Consider the following 17,817-nt stretch of genomic DNA (forward strand, 5'->3'; position numbering starts at 1 on the left):
GACTCTTTCGTGTCCGATTTCCTCGGTGCCTTTCAGGTTCTCCCTCTCGGGTTTCCCTTTCCGGCGGTTCCGACTCTATCAGATCCTTTCGGGCCTGATTTCCGGTCGAAATCGGGTTGTCTTCCCGGCTGTTGGGCCGTTTCGACGTCCCGAACTCTAGCTGATCCGTCCGGTGATTCGTAATCGAGTCATCGGGCCCGCCGTACGGGAATGCGGCATGCCGAATTCACCCCGGTCGGGGATCGTGCTGAGTTGGGGTTGCCGCAGAATCTGCGGCGAATGGTTGGCGCGGAACCATCCCGGCTGCGCGACAACTCGGAGAACACTACACGAGGTTCCGGGGCGTTCGTGCCCCGCCCACTCCCCCTCTCTCGCGACGCCGCCCTGTCCTGCGACACCCACGTCACTCCTTGGCCACCGGCACCTCAGCCAGCACCTCAGCCGACACCTTCGCCGACGCCTCAGCCGGATCTCCCGCAGAGCGCCGCGGCCCGGTACTTGCGGTTTCCGTTGCGTCAACTCCTACCGTCCTCGGTGTGGCCGGCGGACGCTCCCCGGCCCGGCGATGGGAGGCACGGCCATGGCTTGGTCGATCGCGGATGTGGCCCGCATGTCAGGGGTGACGTCCCGGACGCTGCGGCACTACGACGAGATCGGTCTGCTGCCGCACGCCTGGATGGGCAGCAATGGGCACCGCCACTACGAGGAGGCCGATCTGTTGCGGTTGCAGCAGATCCTGCTGATGCGCGAGCTCGGACTCGGGCTGCGCGAGATCCGGGCGGTGCTCGACAGCCAGGTCGACCGCGTGGCCGTACTCCGCGAGCACCATCAGCGGCTGCTCGCGGAGCAGGACCGGCTCGGAACGCTGGCCCGCACGGTCGGGCGCACCATCGCCGAACTGGAGACATCAGAGGAGAGGAACGGCATGACGAAGATCAATCGTCCGGAGAACCTGTTCGAGGGGTTCGAGCCCTCCGCGGAGGAGGACGCGAAGGTGCGCGAGCGGTGGCCCGAGGCGTGGGAGCAGTCCCGGCGGGCCGTCGACGCGATGACCGACGAGGACAGCGAGCGGTGGCAGCGCGAGGTGACGGCGCAGATGATTCGCATCGCTGAGTTCATGGCGGCCGGTACGCCGGCCGACGACCCCGCCGTCCAGGCCGAGATCCACGAGCACTACCGGGGTGTCTGCCGGTTCTGGACGCCGAACGCCGTCGCGTACAAGGGACTGGCCAACACCTACGTCGACACCCCGGAGATGCGCGCCAACTACGACAAGATCGCCGAGGGCCTCGCCGTGTACCAGCGGGACGCGATGCTGGTCTACGCCGACACCCGGCTGAGCTGACCGGGCCGGCCCGCACGCGAACGGGCCCGGTTCGTCCGGTGCACCGGACGTCCTTGCACAGAGCGCGCGACCTTGCGCGACCTACGCTCCGGGGGGCTGCAGACCCCCGGGCCATCCGCTGCGGCGGCAATCGAGTGCGGCGGTGATCCGGCGCGGCACCTTTCGGCCAGGTTTCGGCGCGCCTGGGCTCGCGGCCTTTTGACGCCCTCCATGCGCCGTTTCGGGTTCGTAACCGCCAAGAGCGGCGTTCCAGCACGCCAGGGCGGCCAGATGACGGGTGCTGTCGGGGGCCAAGAACGTTCCGGGCGGACGGATGTGCGTTGCGCGTGCAATCGCCAGTGGGTAGACATGGACGCGCGCCGCGTGGCCGTGGTGCGTGTTTCGTCGTTTACGGGGGTGTGTGCGTGAAGTTCGACATGGGTTCCACGACTCTGTCCGATCTCGGGAAGAGCACCGAGGGGTCGAGTGGTGATCTCGGGGCGCTGATCCGGCAGTTGATCGCGGCGGCGGACCCCCTGGAGGGGAAATTCAACGGGGCCGGGAAGGTCGCCTTCGACTCGTTCAAGAACCACGCCGATGAGATCACCAACGATCTGAACGGGTCGTTGCAGGACATCCTGGGCGGTCAGTCCGGGATGGACAGCGCGTTCGGCACGGGTGACCACGAGCAGGAGTCCAACGCCCACCAGAACATGGCATCGGCGAACTTCGACGCGGCCCGCTTCGGCGCGCGCCACTAGGACCGGGGGGACAGGAACATGGGTCAGAATCTGGACCGGCGCAGCTATGACACCGGCGCTTCGACCGAGGTGCAGGGCGGTCTCGCAGGGATCATCGGGCACCTGGAGCGTGTCCTCAACGACCGTGACCGCGCGGTGAAGGCGGCCATGGCCGAGTTCACGGCCGACGGCGTCTCGGACGAGTACCACGGCAAGGAACTGCGCTGGAACAAGGCGGCCGGCGAAGTCCGCGAGATCATCCGTCTCGTCCGCGGCACCCTCGAACTCAACGACGACACCGCCCACTCCACGCTCTCCAAGGCCAGGGCGGCAGTCGACGCCATCGGGTGAGTCGGCAACGGACGTGTCGTGCGGGTGAGTTGAAGTACGGGGGTACAGGGCGATGACGGGTTGGGACATCGGGCCGTCCGGGGTTTCGGGCGTGCTGAAGAAGACGGGTCTGGCGGCCGAGGACATGTCGAAGGCCGGGACGGCGATGCAGGAGGGCCTGAAGTCGGCGGCTTCCTCGGCGGGCACGATCTCCGGGCCGTACTGCGGTGACGTGCCCGTGGGCCCGGTCGGCGGCGCGCTGGGCGAATTCATGCAGCACAAGGCGCAGCAGCTCGGTTACATCGCCGTGCGTACCCAGCGTTCGCTGCAGGGTGCGTTCGATGCGACGACCGAGTACGTCAAGGGCGACCTGGCGATGGCCGCGAACAAGCAGAGCCAGGCCGTGAAGGAGCCCGTCGTCAACGAGCAGGGCCAGGAGATCGGTTCGGACGGCAAGCCGGTCGAGCCCGGGCCGGACGGGTCCAAGTGAGCAAGGACGTCATCGAGCCCGGCCAGATCCCCCAGTTCACCGGGGATCTGGACCAGCTCACCAAGGATGCCGCCGCGCTCACGCATCAGGCCGGCGCGTTCCGGGACGCCGGGGCGGACGTCCACAAGGAGTTCCAGGGGCTGTCCGCCTGCTACCACGCGCCTGAGGCGGACCAGCTGTTCGCCACCACGCTGCCCGTCAAGACGCAGTCGGACGATTTCGCCGACGAGTTGGAGAAGGCGGCCACCGCGCTCGCCACCTACGAGGGCCAAGTGCGGCCTCTGGTGGCCAAGTTGAAGAGTCTGCGCATCGAGGCATTCGCGTTCACCGACAGCATCGCCGGGGACGACGACTGGCGGCGCGACCAGTCGAAGATCGACCACAACACGCGGCTGATGCAGGACGTCGGGGCCACCGTGGCGGCGTTCACCGACGCCGAACGGGCCTGCCACGACGCCATCACGGCCCTGGTCGGCGGCAGCAGGCTCACTGTTGACGACGGCAGTCACAAGCCCGGTATGTACGGGTTCTCCGCCGACGCCCTCACCCATGCCGAGGAAACCCCGTGGGGCGGCTATGCGGAACGGGAGTACACGGGGCTGCGCTGGCTGTGGGAGCAGACCAAGTCGTTCGTGTGGGACGGGTTCATCGTCGACGGCGTATGGGGCACCATCAAGGGCCTCGGCACCCTCGTCGGCACCGACGGCTGGGACAAGGCCGGGGCGGCCTGGACCGGCCTCGCCAAGCTCGCCACCGGCCTCGTCATCACCGGCACCCCCCTCAGTGGTCTTTTCTGGGCGGCCCCCGACAAGGCGCTGCCCGGCTGGCTGCGTGATTCGCGCAAGGCGATGAAGGAGACCGGCAAGGCGCTGGTCGGCTGGGACGAATGGGGCAAGAACCCCGCACGGGCGGCGGGCGGGGTCACCTTCAACGTGCTGACGACCGTCTTCACCGGCGGCGCGGGCAGCGCGGCCAAGGGCGGAGCCGTCGCCAAAACCCTCTCCGTCACCGGCAAGGTCGCCAAGGCCGTCGACCCCATGACCTATGTACTGAAGGCGGGCAAGCTCGGCGTCGTCAAGGTCGGCGACCTCTTCGGCAACCTCAGGAACATCACCAGCGGTCACTACGCCGACGTCCTCGCCCACGGCGGCAGGCTCGACCTCGCCGGCCCGTACGCGAAGAACGCGGACCTGCCCGTGGTCAAGGGCAACTACATCGAGTGGCCCGGCGGCAGCCGGCTCAACCTCGATGATGGGCAGGTCTACAAGCCCGACGGGACAGCGGCGCCGGCGAAGGTGGAACTCAGCGCGGACGACATCGCCCACCTGAAGAGTTCCCTGCCGCACGTCGACGCGTCGGTTCCGGGCGGGGTCAAAGAACCAGTCCTCGTCGGCGCGGGCGACCGTGCCGGCCATGATCCCGGGCCGGCCGCGAGCCACGAGACACCGACCGTCCCGCACAGCTCGGGTTCACCCGGCTCCGTACCGAACCCGCACGGCGACCTCGGCACCGGCGGTCACCACGACATCGGCGCCGGCGGTCACGGAGGCAGTACGCACCCGGGTGAGCCGGGGACGGGCTCCGGCACCGGGACCGGAGGCGACGCCGGAGGCCCTCCGGGCAGCGGTGGCCCACACCTTCCGGAAGGGCCGGGCGAACCCCCGGGCAATCTGCCCGACGGTTCGTGGGAGGGCCCCCAGGGGCTGCACCTCGATCCGCACACCAACGCGGCCGCCGACGACTTCCTGCACCGCGCCCAGACGGCCGAGCCGGACATCACCGACGCGGTGAAGTCCGCCGCCGACCGTGTCGACCACGGCAAGCTCAACGGCCTCGAATACCGCATGAAGGGCGAGGATTCCCTCAAGCGCAAGATCGCGACGGCGCTGCACGAAGACCCGATGCTGCGGCCCGAGGACGCGCTCGCCGACGTCAAGGACTCGCTGCGCTACACCGTCGAGCTGCCGGCCAAGGACTATGCACACGGCGTGCAGCAGGCCGTCGACGACTTCCGGAGCCGCGGGTTCGAGAACGTCACGTTCAAGAACACCTGGGACAGCGCGGGCTACAAGGGCATCAACTCGACCTGGCGGGACCCGGTGTCGGGTCAGGTCTTCGAGGTGCAGTTCCACACCCCGGAGAGCTTCACGGCCAAGATGGACGGTCATCTCCTGTACGAGCAGGAGCGGCTGCCCGGCATTGCCCACGACGAGCTCGCGGCCATCCGTGCCGAGCAGAGCGCACTGTTCGGGAAGGTGCCGGTGCCGCACGGCGCCGGGGATCTCCACATCGTTCTCGGCCATGAACCGCACGGTTCGGCATTGCCGGAGACACCGCACGTCGATCACGGGCAGCACGGTCCCGCTTCCGTACACGGAAATGGGCCGCCGCCTGAGCTCACTCCGGCCGAGCGCACGGCGCACGACACGCACCTCCAGGACCTGGCGCAGAAGTACGCGCACGATTTCGACGTTCTGAAGCAGGACCCAGATCACAAGGGGAAGGTCAAGCCGTCCGAGATGGACGAGGCGCGGATCGCCCTCGACATGCGTGAGAGCGGGAAGGTGCCGTCGGACATTCAGCGGCCGCCGGGGGCAAATCAGGGCGACCTGTATTCACCCGGCACCGGGGAGTTCTACGACATCAAGGGCGTACACTCCGACTGGCCTCCCCTCAATAACGTTCGCGACAAGTCGCTGCCGTTCAAGGGCGCGTACGATCCCGCGAACAATGGGAGCTGGGTGCGCAAACTGGAGGACCAGATCGTGAACAGGAAGCGTGTGGTCATTCTGGACATGCGCAATGCCGATCAGGCCGCCATTGACGATGTCAGGGCAATTGTCGAGGACCATGGGTGGAGTGATCGGGTTGTCTGGTATCCGTGACGAAGGCGGGCAGCGGATCGTCCGGGCGCTGCCGAAGGACGCGGCGGCCGCGGCCGCGCTCCGCGAGTGGGCCGGGCAGCCGGACTCCCTGCTGGGTGTCGACGGGCTCGATCTGACGGGCGCCGACCTGTCCGGCGCCGATCTGGGCAACGGAATGCTTACCCGGACGGTGCTCAGGGACGCCGTGCTCGTGGGCACCGACCTCTACCGGTGCCACCTGGAAGGCGCGGTGCTCGACGGGGCGAATCTGACGGGGGCCGGGCTCGTCAAGGCCGTCCTCGACGACGCGTCCCTGCGGGGCGCCGAGCTCGACGGCGCGGACCTGGGCAGCGCCGATCTGTCCGACGCCGACGCCCGAGGTGCCTCGCTGCGCGGCGCGCGGCTCCACGGCGCCGCGCTGCTCGGCACGCTCCTTCAGGGCGCCGACCTCGGTGGGGCCGCCGTCAGGGAGACCTCGTTCCGCGTGGTGGTCGACGAGAGCACAGTCGTCGAGGGGCTCTCCGGCACGCTGTTCGGGCCGATGACCGTGGAGAGCGGCGGGCAGCGCAGTGAAGTGCGCGGCCGGGAGCTGGAGTTGTGGCTGAACGACCGGGGCGCCCAGGTGCGGGTGATCGACCCCGCGGCGGCGCCCGTCACGTACTACGCGAAGATCGGCGACGGCTATCCGCGCAGCGGCCCGCGCGGTATCGTCCGGCGGCGTTTCCTCGACGGGGTCGCGTACGACGAGGCTTTCACGCGCAATCTGCGCTGGGAGCCGACCGAATATCTCCGTCTCTACGAACTGGGCCACAATGAGGTCGGTCATGTGGAGATCACCGAGGCCGAGGCGGACGCCTTTGTCGCGGTGGTGACCGCCAAGCTCCGCGAACGACCGTGATCCAGCACGTGACCCGTCATGTGCTCTGTCAGGTGATCCGGAAGGGGATGGCCCAGGCATGAGTGCCGCGCAGGACTATGACAGCCAATTGCTCGAATCGGTTTCGGTACGGCGTCGGCGCCTGCGCGATGCCCTTTTGTTCGGGGGGCAGCGCGGGCGTCGTTCGGTCGATGAACGGCTCGGGAAGCTCTTTGCCGGAATGGTGATTGCGGCGGTTCTGTGCGCGGGGTGCGTGGGCTGGTCGTTCATTTCGCACAGGCTCATCGGCGAGTCCCCGTACGGGACTTCGGTTCAGTCTCCGGCGCATTCCCCGGTGCCGCCTTCTCCCTCTTCCGGGAAGGTTTCCGTCCGATGATAGGTTCGCACGCGTGGTGATTACGGGATCAGCGAAGCCGACGGCATTGAGCCGGGTCACCCTGGTTGGCGAACAGCGCCGGGTCGATCTCGTACTGCCGTCCGACGAGCCCATCGGGCTTCTGCTGCCGGACGTCCTGCGGCTGCTCGGCGACGGCCCGGGCGCGCGGCCGATGCTGCGCCATCTGACGACGTCCGACGGAGCGGTCCTGGCACAGGACTCGACTCTCGCTTCGTCCGGAGTGCCCGACGGCGCGGTGCTGCGGCTCGTGCGGGCCGAGGACGCCCCGTCGGCGCCCGTCGTGCACGACGTCACCGACGAGGCCGCCGACGATCTCGACGTACGCGCCTGGCGCTGGTCGCCCGCGGCGCGCCGGGCCGTCGCGGGGCTCGCCACGGTCGGCTGGGCGCTGGCGGCCGGAGCCCTGGCGCGCGAGGAGTTCGCCCTGTCCGCGGTCGGCGCGGTACTGCTCGCCGTGGCCGGTGTCGGCGCGCTCGCCGGAGCGGTCCTCGCCCGGGCCGGGCAGCGCGGCCCCGCGACCACCCTCGTCGTGACGGGCGGCGCGCTCGCCGTGCTCGGCGCGTGGACGCTTGCCGACGCGGACGGCTGGCCCGGCGGGGTCCGGTTCGGCGCGGTCGCCGGCGCCCTCACCCTGACGTTGCTGTTGCTCGGGCTGTTCTCTCCGCTCGGGCGGGGCGGGCTCGTGGGTGCTGGTGCGGTCGCCGGCGGTGGCAGCTGCTGGGAAGCCGTGATCGCGTTCCAGTCCGGTGCGGGGTCCGCCGTCGGGCAGGCACGGGCCGGAGCGGTCGTGGGCGTCGTGACGGTGCTGGCGCTCGGGGTGCTGCCCCGCCTCGCCCTCATGGCGTCCGGCCTCTCGGGCCTCGACGACCGGCGTTCCAGCGGCACTTCGGTCAGCCGCTACCAGGTGTCGACGGCGCTGGCCGCCACCCACCGGGGGCTCGCCCTCGCGACGATCGTGGTGGCCGGCTGCGCGGCGGTCGCCGGTGTCCTGGTGCTGCGCACGCCGACGGTGTGGACGGTGCCGCTCGCCTCGGTCCTCGCCGTGGTGCTCGCCCTGCGCGCGCGGGCCTATCCGCTGGTCGCCGAGGTCGTCGCCCTGTTCGCCGCGGCCGCCGCGGTGGCCGGCCGGCTCGCCTGGGTCTGGTGGGACCGCACCGCGGCGTTCGGGCCGCTGGCCCTGCTCGTGGTGCTCGCGGTGGCACCGGTCGCTGTGCTCGTCGTCCAGCCCGCGGACCACGTACGGGTCCGGCTGCGGCGGTTCGGCGACGCGCTGGAGTCGATCGGCGTGATCGCGCTGTTCCCGCTGGTGCTCGGGGTGTTCGGGGTGTACGGGCGTCTTCTCGGTACGTTCGCGTAGGGATGCGCAGAGGTCGGGGTGTGGTGGTGGGCGAGGACTGGCAGCGCGATGTGCTGCGCGAGCTGAGCGGGGACGGCCCGGCGCCGGCCGCGCCCCCGCACCCGGCCGCGCCCCGGGGCCCCGCCGGGACGGCCGCGCCCACACGTGCGGGCGCGGACGGTGACGGCTTCCCCTTCGCGGCGCCGGCGGCCGGGCCGGAGGCGACGGGCGAGCGGGCGCCGGCCGGACCGGCCGAGGGGACGTTCCGGATGCACCGGTACGAGCCCCGGCCCGGTGGCGCTGACCTCCGTGCTGCAACGCCCGTGGCTGACCCCCGTGCGTCAACACCCGTACTGGATGCGGACGTTGGCGCCCCGCAGCATGCCGGGCCCGCTGCCGCCGAGGCCGTGCCCGACCCTCAGTACGCGGGCGCCGGGCGAACCGGGGCCGCCGCGGCCGGTGACGCCCGTCCGGTGCCGGGGGCCCGGCACCCGGGAACTGCGGCGCGGAACCCCCGCCCGGCCACCCTCCCCGGACTCCGCGTCCCCGGCGGGCGCGACGCCGTCGTGCCCCTGGCGACGCCCGAGTCCGTACCCACCGTCGACCCCCGGCTCGCCCTGGCGCTCGGCAGGCCGGTGCACGGGGACTCGGTGACCAGGCGGGCCGGGCGTTCGGTGCGCAGGCTCGGCTCGTCCGCGTCGCAGGACGTGGCCGAGGAGACGCGGATCGGGCAGGAGTTGCAGCAGCCCGTGACGACGGGGCGGGTCATCGCGGTCACCTCGATCAGGGGCGGTGTCGGCAAGACCACCGTGGCGGCGCTGCTCGCCCGGAGCTTCAACCACTACCGGCACGATCCGGTCCTCGCCCTGGAGGCGGACGGTGCGCTCGGCACGCTGCCGGTGCGACTGGGCGCCGAGTCGGTGCGCTGGTGCTGTGCGGACCTCGCCCCCATCCTGACTCCCGCGATGCAGCTGACCGACGTCACCGGCTATCTGGTGCCGATAACCGACGGCGGCTGGTTGCTGCCGGCGGGCCAGGCCCGCCTCGGTGCGCCGCTGAGCATGCGCACGTACCGCACCGTGACGCTCGCGCTGCGCCGCTACTTCGCGGTGACGGTGGTCGACTGCGAGACGCTGCCCGGTGAGGTGGCCCGTACCGCAATGGACACCGCGCACGCCCGGGTCGTGGTGGCGCCGATGACCGCGGAGGGCGTCGGCGGCACCCGGGTCGTCCTTGACTGGCTCGCCCACCTTCCGCACCAGGCGCTCGCCACCACCGTGGTGGCACTGACCGCCAACTCCCCCGACATGACACTGGACGTGAAGGCCGCCACCGCGCATCTGCGGGAGGCGGGCGTCACCGTGTTCCCGGTCCCCTACGACCGGCATCTGGCCCAGGGAGGCCCCATCCAGACCGCACTGCTCGGCCAGGCCACCCGCCGGGCCGCCGTCGCGCTGGCCGCCGAGGCGATGGAGCGGGCGGCGAGGGCGCGATGACGCTGCGTCAGGTCCACCGTCCGGCCCGCTCGACCCGGCCGGGCGGCCCGTCGGCGCCCCGCACCGTGGAGCCGCCGCCCAACCTGCCCGAGGGCAAGACCGGCACCGCCGCGACCGCGCTGCTGCCGATGGCCGGCGTGATGAGCTCCGTGATCATGATGACGGTGATCCGCAACAGCCGGTTCGCGGGGCTCGGCGCCATCGTCCTGGTGGTGGCGCTGCTCGGCGCGGTCGCCCTGTTCCTGTCCCAGCGGGGCAAGGCGCAGCGCACCCGGCGCACCCAGCGCGAGCGCTATCTGGAGTATCTGGAGGAGCAGCGCGAGGAACTGGGCGCGGTGGAGCGGGAGTCGAGGCTGCGCGCCCGGCTGCTCAACCCGCCGCCGCAGGCGCTGTACGACCTGGTGCGCGATCCGGCGCGGCTGTGGGAGCGGCGGCGTGGTGACCACGACTTCCTGCGGGTGCGGGTGGGCACCGGCACCGTACCGGCGCAGGACCTGTCGATCGGGCAGAACAGCACGCAGGGCGTGCTGACCCCGCCGGATCCGTTCATGCTGAACGAGGCGCGGGCGCTGGTGGCCCGGTACGCCACGGCCACCGAGTCGCCGCTGACGGTGCCGCTCGACCGGGCCGCCGATGTGAGTGTGGTCGGTGACCGCGAGGGTGTGCTGCGGGTGGCGCGGGCGCTGCTCGCGCAGTCGGCCGTGACGCACGCGCCGGACGACCTCGCGATCGCGCTCGCCGTGCCGGGCGAGCGGATCGAGGAGTGGGAGTGGGCCAAGTGGCTGCCCCATGTGCTGGATTCCCTGCAGAGCGACGGTCCGGTCGCGGCACGGCGCATCGCGCCGAGCATGCCGCAGCTGGCCCGGCTGATCCGTACGGAGCTGCGGCGCCGTGCCTCGTACGCGGCGGAGGTGCGCCGGGGCCTGTCGGACCGGGACGCGCTGATGATGATCGACCGGCTGCTCGTGGTGAGCGACGAGTACGGTCTGCCCGCCGCGGAACTGCCGCGCCCGGACGCGGCGGTGGGGCTCGGCGACATGGGGGTGACGGTGCTGCACCTCCTCGAACAGCAGGTGCACGAGCCGGACCGGGTCAGTGTCCGGATCACCGTGGACGGGGAGCGGATCACGGTGGAGGACCTGCGCGACCCCGCCGCGCCGCGGCCCGTCGTGGCCCATGGCGTGTGCGACGCGATGAGCACCGCGGGCGCGGAGGGTCTCGCGCGGATGCTGGCGCCGCTGCGGCTGTCCGCGGAGTCGGTCGCCGACGGCACCCCGGTGACGGGTCCCGTCGACTTCCCCGCGCTGCTCGGCATCGACGACCCGGCGCGGCTGGACATCGACCGGCTGTGGGCGCCGCGGGGCGACCGGGCGTTCCTGCGGGTGCCGATCGGGCTAGACGACCGGCACCAGCCGGTCCTGCTCGACCTGAAGGAATCCTCCGAGCTGGGCATGGGCCCGCACGGGCTGTGCGTCGGGGCGACCGGATCCGGCAAGTCGGAGCTGCTGCGCACGCTGGTCCTTGCGCTGGTCGCGGGGCATCCGCCGGAGGACCTGGCGCTGGTCCTGGTCGACTACAAGGGCGGCGCCACCTTCGCGCCGTTCGCCGAACTGCCGCACGTGGCCGGGGTGATCACCAACCTGGAGAACCGGGCGGGTCTCGTCGAGCGCGTGCACACCAGTCTCGCGGGCGAGGTCAAGCGGCGTCAGCAGGTCCTCAAGGACGCGGGCAACGTCGCCGACATCGGGCACTACGCCGCGCTGCGCGCCGGGCGGCCCGACCTCGAACCGCTGCCGCACCTGTTCGTGGTGATCGACGAGTTCGGTGAACTCCTCACCGCGAAGCCCGACTTCATCGACCTGTTCCTGTCGATCGGCCGGATCGGCCGCTCCATCGGCGTCCATCTGCTGCTGTCCAGCCAACGCATCGAGGGCGGCAAGCTCAAGGGCCTGGACACCTACCTCTCCTACCGGCTCGGCCTGCGCACGTTCTCCGCCGACGAGTCCCGCACCGTCCTGGACACCACGGACGCCTTCCAGCTGCCACCGCTGCCCGGCTTCGGCTATCTGAAGGTGGACACGTCCACGTACGAACGGTTCAAGGCGGGGTACGTCTCGGGGGCCCACCGGGGTCCGGCCGTCCTGGAACAGCAGGACGACACCCCGCTCGCCCGGCCCTACCCGAGCTTCAACTCCCCGGCGCACGGCGATGGGGCCCAGGCGGTGGCGGAGCCGCAGATGCGCGTGCGCGAGACCGGGCCGACGGTCATGTCGGCCATGGTCGACCAGCTGCGGACGGCGGCCCCGCCGGTGCGCCGGATCTGGCTGCCGCCACTGCCCGGCGCGATCAGCCTCGACGCCGCGGCGGGCCCCCTCAAGGTCTCCGAGCACGGGCTGCGGCTCAGCCACCGGCCCGGTCCGATGCGGGTGCCGCTCGGCCTGCTCGACGACCCGGGCCGGCAGTGGCAGGGGCCCTGGACGCTCGACCTGACGGTGGCGGGCGGCCACGTGGCCGTCATCGGCGGCCCGCAGTCCGGCAAGACGACGCTGCTGCGCACCCTCGCCCTCTCCCTGGCCCTGACCCACACACCCGCGCAGGTTGCCCTGTACGGGCTCGACCTGGTCGGTGGGGGTCTCGCCGCGCTCGCGGGGCTTGCGCACGTCGGCGGGATCGCCGGGCGCGCCGACCACGAGCGGGCCGCGCGGACCGTCGCCGAGGTGCGGGCCATGCTCGCCGCCCGTGAGGAGCTCTTCCGCGCGCACGGCATTGACTCGGTGGACCAGCTGCGCTCCCTGCGCGCGCAGGGCCGGCTGCCCGAGCTCGGCTCGACCGACGTGGTGCTGCTGATCGACGGGTACGGGGCGCTGCGCGACGAGTTCGCCGATCTCGACGACGCGGTGGCCGATCTGCTCAAGCGGGGCAGCGGCTACGGCATCCACATCGTGGCGGGCATGTTGCGCTGGAACGACGTACGCATCGCGACCCAGTCGATGTTCGGTACGCAGCTGGAGCTGCGGCTCAACGATCCCACCGACTCGGCGATCGACCGCAAGCTGTCCGAGACGCTCGCCCCGGACACCCCGGGCCGGGTCCTGACCAACGGCAAGCTGTTCGCGCAGGCCGCGCTGCCGCGCACCGACGCGGTGTCCTCGGCGGCCGGCCTCGGCCCCGCCCTGGAGGACGCGGCACGGACCGTACGGGCCATGTGGCACGGCGAACTCGCTTCTCCCGTACGGGTGTTGCCGACACGGCTGCCCGCGCAGCGGCTGCCCTCCCCGGCGGCCGAACCGAGGCGGATCCCGATCGCCGTCGATCAGGACGCGCTCGACCCCGTCCTGCTCGACCTGTTCGAGCAGGACCAGCATCTGCTGGTCCTCGGCGACAACGAGTGCGGCAAGACCAATCTGCTCAAGCTCATCGCGCAGCAGTTCACGGCGCGCTACAGCGACGAGGAGCTGGTCTTCGCGGTGTTCGACCCGCGGCGCGGGCTGCGCGGCGTGGTGCCGGAGCCGTACCGCGGGGGCTACGCGCACAACGCGAAGATCAGCGCGGGGCTGGCGGCGGGCATCGCCACCGAGCTGGAGAAGCGGCTGCCGGACGAGAGCGTGGACCACGACGCGCTGCCGGAGGGTCCCTCCTTCAGCGGCCCGCGGATCGTGGTCCTCGTCGACGACTACGACATCCTGACCACCGCGGGGCAGCAACCGCTCGCGCCGTTCCTGCCGTTCATCTCCTGCGCGCAGGACATCGGGCTGCACTTCGTGGTGGCCCGCCGCGTCGCCGGGTCCTCGCGGGCGCTGTACGAACCGTTCCTGACCACTCTGCGCGAGACGGGCACCACCGCGCTCGTGATGGCGGGCGACCGCACGGAGGGGCAGCTCTTCCCCGGCCTGTACGCGGCCGCGCAACCACCGGGCCGCGGCTTCCTGGTACGCCGCGGGCGGCGCCACCAGCTCGTCCAGACCGCCCTCGCGCACCAGCCGGAAGAAGCAGAGCACTCGTGACCAAGGACGTCATCGCCCTCACCCCCGGGATGCCCGACACCTGGGCGTTGCTCGCCGGCCTCTACGCGGGCGGGCCCGGGCTCACCGTCGACACCGGTGGCGACGGGGCGGTGGTGCAGCTCTGTGCCGCGGACGGGCGGCCCCTCGTCTCCCTGGAGGCGCCGCTGCTCATGCGGGTACCCGGGGAGGTGGAGCGTCTCCTCGCGGGTCAAGTCCGCTCGCCCGAGCTGCCGTTCTGGTGGACGGAGGCGCGGGCCTCGACGGCGGCGCCCGAGGCGGAGCGGCTCGCCGGGTCGGTCGCGGGGCGGCTCACCACGCTGCTCGGCGGCGCCGCGTGGCCGCCCGGAGCGGCGATCACGGACGTCGTGCCGGTGGCGGCGGAGGGCGAGGTGGGCGCGCGGTCCGTGAGCGGCGGCGCGCACCCCACCGTCGACGTCCTCACCGAATCGACGGCGGTCGTCATGTGCGACCGACCGCTCGTCGCGCTGACCGCGTGGCTCTCGCACGTCCTGCGCGCGGCGGTGGAGAGCCGCCGCGCCCTGCAGATCGTGACGCCGCCCGAGGTGCGGCTCAGCCTTCCGCTGCGAACGGCGCTGACCGGGGCGCCCAACCGGTGGGTGGTGAAGGATCCCGACTGCGGGTACTACGACGGGCTGTCCGGCGCGGTACTGCGCTGGCAGGACGGCACGTTCGCGCCGGCGCGGGATGCGGCCGGGCGGGCGGTGGTGGCGGAGGCGTTCAGCGCGGGAGCGGAGGGGTCAGGGGCGGAGGGGTCGGGGGCGGACGGGCCGGGGCCGGGCGGCTCGGCCCCGGGCGGCGCCGAACGGCAGCTGATCGTGGCGTTCCGTACGCTCCACGACGCGGACGAGAACCTCGTCCTCGGCCGCGCCCTCGAAACGGCCTGGTTCGCACTGACCGGCGCGGCCCCGGCCGGCTGGGGCACCGCGGAGCCCATCAACCTCCCTTGGTCCACCAGGCAGTTGACGGATCTGGCCCGCGACAGGGCGCCCGAGCCGACGCAGCTCCTCGCCGTCGGCGACCCGGCGCGGCCGGCGCTCGCGGGGCTCCGGGTGACCCGGGTCGAGGGGGGCGTGTCCGCGGACGCCACGCTCACGCTCGGGTACGGGGCGGACGAGCAGGTGCCGCTCGATGCGGCGCAGGCGCTGGCCACGACGCTGGCCGAGTCGCACGGACTGGCCAACATGCTCGTCTCGCTGCGCCGCGGGCGCCGCGACCTCGCCGTACCGCCGTCGTTCGAGGCGCCGCCGGTGCCGGTGTCGTACACGCTGGGGGCAGAGGGGGTGCGCACGGCGGGGCTCACGCATGCGCTCCGGCCGCCGCTGTCGTTGCGGCCCGCGCGACTCGGTCCGGCTGCGGCACCGTCCGTGCACTACGTGCTGGGTGACGGGGAGGACGCGGGGGCGTGGGCGCGTCTGGAGCGGCTGACGGCTCATCTGGAGGTGTCGCCGCGCCCCTGACCCCGCGGCGCCGGCCAGCATGCACGTCCCCCGCACCCCGCGCGGAGCTACTCGCGGTGGCGGAGCAGCAGCATCGCCGCGTCGTCGTGCAGCGGCCCCTCCGTGTGGAGGATCAGGTCTTTCCTCAGGGACTCCAGGGCCGCTTCCGGGTCCGGGTCCTTGAGGAGGAGGGTGCGAGTGCCCAGGGGGTAGAAGGCGCCCGTGCGGTCGCGGGCCTCCGTGACGCCGTCGGTGTACAGGAGGAGCTGGTCGCCGGGGGCGAAGGCGACCCGGAAGGGCTCGGGGGCCTCGTCGGGGCCGAGGCCGAGCCCGAGGGGCAGGGCGTACCGCGCCGGTTCGGGAAAGGACACCGAGCCGTCGGCGCGTACCAACAGGGGTGGCGGATGGCCGTAGTTGAGGAACACGGCGCCGTTCGCGGGGTCGAGTTCGGCGATGATCGCGGTGACGAACCTCTCGCCCTGCAGCGCCCGCCCGGCCGCCCGCTCGATGCGCGCCCCCACGCCGCGCAGGTCCGGCTCGTCATGGGCCGCCTCGCGGAACGCGCCGAGCACCACGGCCGCCGTCTCGACGGACTCCAGGCCCTTGCCCTGGACGTCCCCGATGATCACCCGTACCCCTTCGGGCGACGACACCACCTCGTACAGGTCCCCGCCGATCCGCGCCTCCGCCACCGCCGAGGTGTACGAGACCGCCGCGCGCAGATGTCCGGCGCTGCGCGGCACCGGGCGCAGCAGCACCCGCTGGGCGACCTCGGCGATGGAGCGCATCCCGGCGAGTTCGGCCTCGCGGCGCCCGCGCATCACACTGCCGGCCACGCCCACCGCGGTCACCCCCGCGACGGCGGCCAGCGACGCGAAGCCCCTGCGTTCCTCGAAGAGGCCGCTGTAGATGCCGAGCCCGACCCCTGCGGCCAGGGCCGTCAGCCCGGCGACGACCGTACGCCGCCAGCCGCCGACCAGACCCGCGAAGGCCGGCCCCAGCGAGACCAGCGGCAGCAGCCCCACGGTGGGGCCCGCGATCAGGTTGGCCAGGACCACCAGGGCCATCACCGCGTACGGCAGCACCGAGAGCACTTCGGGGTCGGTGCCCGCGCGCTCCTCGGTACGGGTGAGGCCATCGCCGGTTCTTCGCACCATGGCCGCGCCCCTTTCACACCCCTGGGCATCCATTTCGCCATCGTGGGCGCGGCGCAACCCTTCCGTTACCGAATCGAGGCCGCGCGCCGGGCGTGAACATCAGGCACTGGCACGCTTCTTGGGGGTCGCCTTCTTCGCCGCCGCCTTCTTCGCGGTCGTGGCCGTGGACTTCTTCGCGCCGGTGGACTTGGGGCTGGCCGCCGTCGTCTTCCTGGCCGAGCCGGTCGATGCCGCGGCGCCCGATTTCGCCGCGCCCGACCCGGCGGCGCCCGACCCGGCGGCGCCAGACCTGGCCGCGCTGGACTTGGCCGCGCTCGACCTCGCCGCGGACGGCTTGGCCGGGGTCTGCTTGCCCGCAGCCGCTCCCTTCGACGTTCCGCCGGTGCTCTTCGACGCCGACGCCTTCCCCTTCTGCGCGGCCGTCGTCTTCTGCGCCGCCGTCGTCCTGGTCGCCTTCTTCGCGGGTGCCGCGCCCCGGGCGGCGGACGTGCGGGAGCCGAGGTCCGTCACCTCGGCCACCCGGGCCGTCTCCGCCCCGGCGTCCCCGTCCTCGCCGCGCGCCGCCTTCGCGGCCTTCACGCTGTTCTCCAGGGCCGCCATCAGGTCGATGACCTTGCCGCCCCCGGCCGCGCGGGCCGGCTCGGACGGCGTGACGGCGCCGTCCGCCTTCGCGGCGATCAGCTCCTCCACCGCGGTCCGGTAGTCGTCGTGCAGGGTCGCCATGTCGACCTCGCCGAGCGTGTCCATCAGGGCGTCCGCCAGGTCGAGTTCGGCGTCGCGCACGCTCACGTCCTCCTCGGGGGCGGCCTCGTCGGACGCGCGGATCTCGTCCGGCCAGAGCAGCCCGTGCATCGCGATCACGTCGTCGACCACCCGGAGCATGCCGAGCCGTTCACGGCCGCGCAGCGCGAACTTGGCGATGGCCACCTTGCGGCTGCGCTTGAGGGCCTCGCGCAGCAGGGTGTACGGCTTCGCGGCGGGCACGCCGTTGGCGGAGAGGTAGTACGCGGCGTCCATCTGGAGCGGGTCGATCGAGTCGGCCGGCACGAACGCGACGATCTCGATCGTCTTGGCGGTGGGCAGCGGCAGCGAGGCGAGGTCGGCGTCGGTGATCGGGATCATCGAGCCGTCGGCGTCCTCGTACGCCTTGCCGATCTCGTCGGTGCTCAGCTCCTCGCCGTCCAGCTCGCACACCTTGCGGTAGCGGACCCGGCCGCCGTCCGCGGTGTGGATCTGGCGGAACGAGATCGAGTGGCTCTCGGTCGCGTTCACCAGCTTGATCGGGATGCTGACCAGGCCGAACGAGATGGCGCCGTTCCAGATGGACCGCACTGTTGCTCCTCTG

The 17,817-nt window shown here is 72.1% G+C and carries 13 protein-coding genes; 11 read left to right on the forward strand and 2 right to left on the reverse strand.

Annotated elements, in window-relative coordinates; all coding sequences use genetic code 11:
* Positions 1-580 precede the first annotated feature (580 nt).
* From ACGF3I_RS13215 to ACGF3I_RS13265, 11 genes are all read left to right on the forward strand, one after another.
* On the forward strand, positions 581-1,345 hold the full coding sequence (locus ACGF3I_RS13215; protein ID WP_393131261.1) for a MerR family transcriptional regulator: 765 nt from the start codon (positions 581-583) through the stop codon (positions 1,343-1,345).
* 404 nt (positions 1,346-1,749) lie between these two features.
* Positions 1,750-2,085, forward strand: coding sequence for a hypothetical protein (locus ACGF3I_RS13220; protein ID WP_393131263.1), 336 nt, complete (start codon positions 1,750-1,752; stop codon positions 2,083-2,085).
* An 18-nt stretch (positions 2,086-2,103) separates the two neighbouring features.
* A complete protein-coding gene (locus ACGF3I_RS13225; RefSeq protein WP_393131265.1) occupies positions 2,104-2,415 on the forward strand; it encodes a pore-forming ESAT-6 family protein in 312 nt (103 codons plus the stop codon).
* A 52-nt stretch (positions 2,416-2,467) separates the two neighbouring features.
* Positions 2,468-2,884, forward strand: coding sequence for a DUF6507 family protein (locus tag ACGF3I_RS13230; RefSeq protein WP_393131267.1), 417 nt, complete (start codon positions 2,468-2,470; stop codon positions 2,882-2,884).
* The gene (locus ACGF3I_RS13235) at positions 2,881-5,769 is read left to right on the forward strand and encodes a hypothetical protein (protein WP_393131269.1); all 2,889 of its coding nucleotides are present in this window, start codon (positions 2,881-2,883) and stop codon (positions 5,767-5,769) included. Before ACGF3I_RS13230 ends, ACGF3I_RS13235 begins: the two co-directional genes overlap by 4 nt.
* A complete protein-coding gene (locus tag ACGF3I_RS13240; protein WP_393131271.1) occupies positions 5,753-6,646 on the forward strand; it encodes a pentapeptide repeat-containing protein in 894 nt (297 codons plus the stop codon). Before ACGF3I_RS13235 ends, ACGF3I_RS13240 begins: the two co-directional genes overlap by 17 nt.
* A 58-nt stretch (positions 6,647-6,704) precedes the next feature.
* Positions 6,705-7,001, forward strand: a complete 297-nt coding sequence (locus ACGF3I_RS13245) for a hypothetical protein (protein WP_393131273.1) — start codon at positions 6,705-6,707, stop codon at positions 6,999-7,001.
* A 13-nt stretch (positions 7,002-7,014) separates the two neighbouring features.
* Positions 7,015-8,379: a type VII secretion integral membrane protein EccD gene (gene eccD, locus ACGF3I_RS13250; RefSeq protein ID WP_393131275.1), complete on the forward strand. Its 1,365-nt coding sequence runs from the start codon at positions 7,015-7,017 to the stop codon at positions 8,377-8,379.
* A 2-nt stretch (positions 8,380-8,381) separates the two neighbouring features.
* Positions 8,382-9,854, forward strand: coding sequence for a hypothetical protein (locus ACGF3I_RS13255; protein WP_393131277.1), 1,473 nt, complete (start codon positions 8,382-8,384; stop codon positions 9,852-9,854).
* On the forward strand, positions 9,851-13,858 hold the full coding sequence (gene eccCa, locus ACGF3I_RS13260) for a type VII secretion protein EccCa (protein ID WP_393131279.1): 4,008 nt from the start codon (positions 9,851-9,853) through the stop codon (positions 13,856-13,858). The genes ACGF3I_RS13255 and eccCa overlap by 4 nt, the downstream gene beginning before the upstream one ends.
* Positions 13,855-15,336 (forward strand): DUF6177 family protein, encoded by a 1,482-nt coding sequence (locus tag ACGF3I_RS13265; protein ID WP_393131281.1) that lies wholly within the window; start codon positions 13,855-13,857, stop codon positions 15,334-15,336. The genes eccCa and ACGF3I_RS13265 overlap by 4 nt, the downstream gene beginning before the upstream one ends.
* A 47-nt stretch (positions 15,337-15,383) precedes the next feature.
* Here the strand turns inward: ACGF3I_RS13265 and ACGF3I_RS13270 are convergent, their stop codons facing one another.
* Positions 15,384-16,472 carry a PP2C family protein-serine/threonine phosphatase gene (locus ACGF3I_RS13270; RefSeq protein ID WP_393131283.1) on the reverse strand — a complete coding sequence of 363 codons (1,089 nt, stop codon included), beginning with the start codon at positions 16,470-16,472 and terminating at the stop codon, positions 15,384-15,386.
* A 99-nt stretch (positions 16,473-16,571) separates the two neighbouring features.
* The gene (locus ACGF3I_RS13275) at positions 16,572-17,804 is read right to left on the reverse strand and encodes a Ku protein (protein ID WP_393131285.1); all 1,233 of its coding nucleotides are present in this window, start codon (positions 17,802-17,804) and stop codon (positions 16,572-16,574) included.
* Positions 17,805-17,817: the final 13 nt, after the last annotated feature.

The organism is Streptomyces sp. NPDC048111 (assembly GCF_043202815.1).
In the GTDB taxonomy this organism is placed as follows: domain Bacteria; phylum Actinomycetota; class Actinomycetes; order Streptomycetales; family Streptomycetaceae; genus Streptomyces.

Coding starts and splice junctions, on each gene's coding strand:
- ACGF3I_RS13245 (WP_393131273.1), top strand. CDS start 6,705: ATGAGTGCCGCGCAGGACTATGACAGCCAATTGCTCGAATCGGTTTCG.
- ACGF3I_RS13225 (WP_393131265.1), top strand. CDS start 2,104: ATGGGTCAGAATCTGGACCGGCGCAGCTATGACACCGGCGCTTCGACC.
- ACGF3I_RS13230 (WP_393131267.1), top strand. CDS start 2,468: ATGACGGGTTGGGACATCGGGCCGTCCGGGGTTTCGGGCGTGCTGAAG.
- ACGF3I_RS13270 (WP_393131283.1), bottom strand. CDS start 16,472: ATGGTGCGAAGAACCGGCGATGGCCTCACCCGTACCGAGGAGCGCGCG.
- ACGF3I_RS13255 (WP_393131277.1), top strand. CDS start 8,382: ATGCGCAGAGGTCGGGGTGTGGTGGTGGGCGAGGACTGGCAGCGCGAT.
- ACGF3I_RS13215 (WP_393131261.1), top strand. CDS start 581: ATGGCTTGGTCGATCGCGGATGTGGCCCGCATGTCAGGGGTGACGTCC.
- eccCa (WP_393131279.1), top strand. CDS start 9,851: ATGACGCTGCGTCAGGTCCACCGTCCGGCCCGCTCGACCCGGCCGGGC.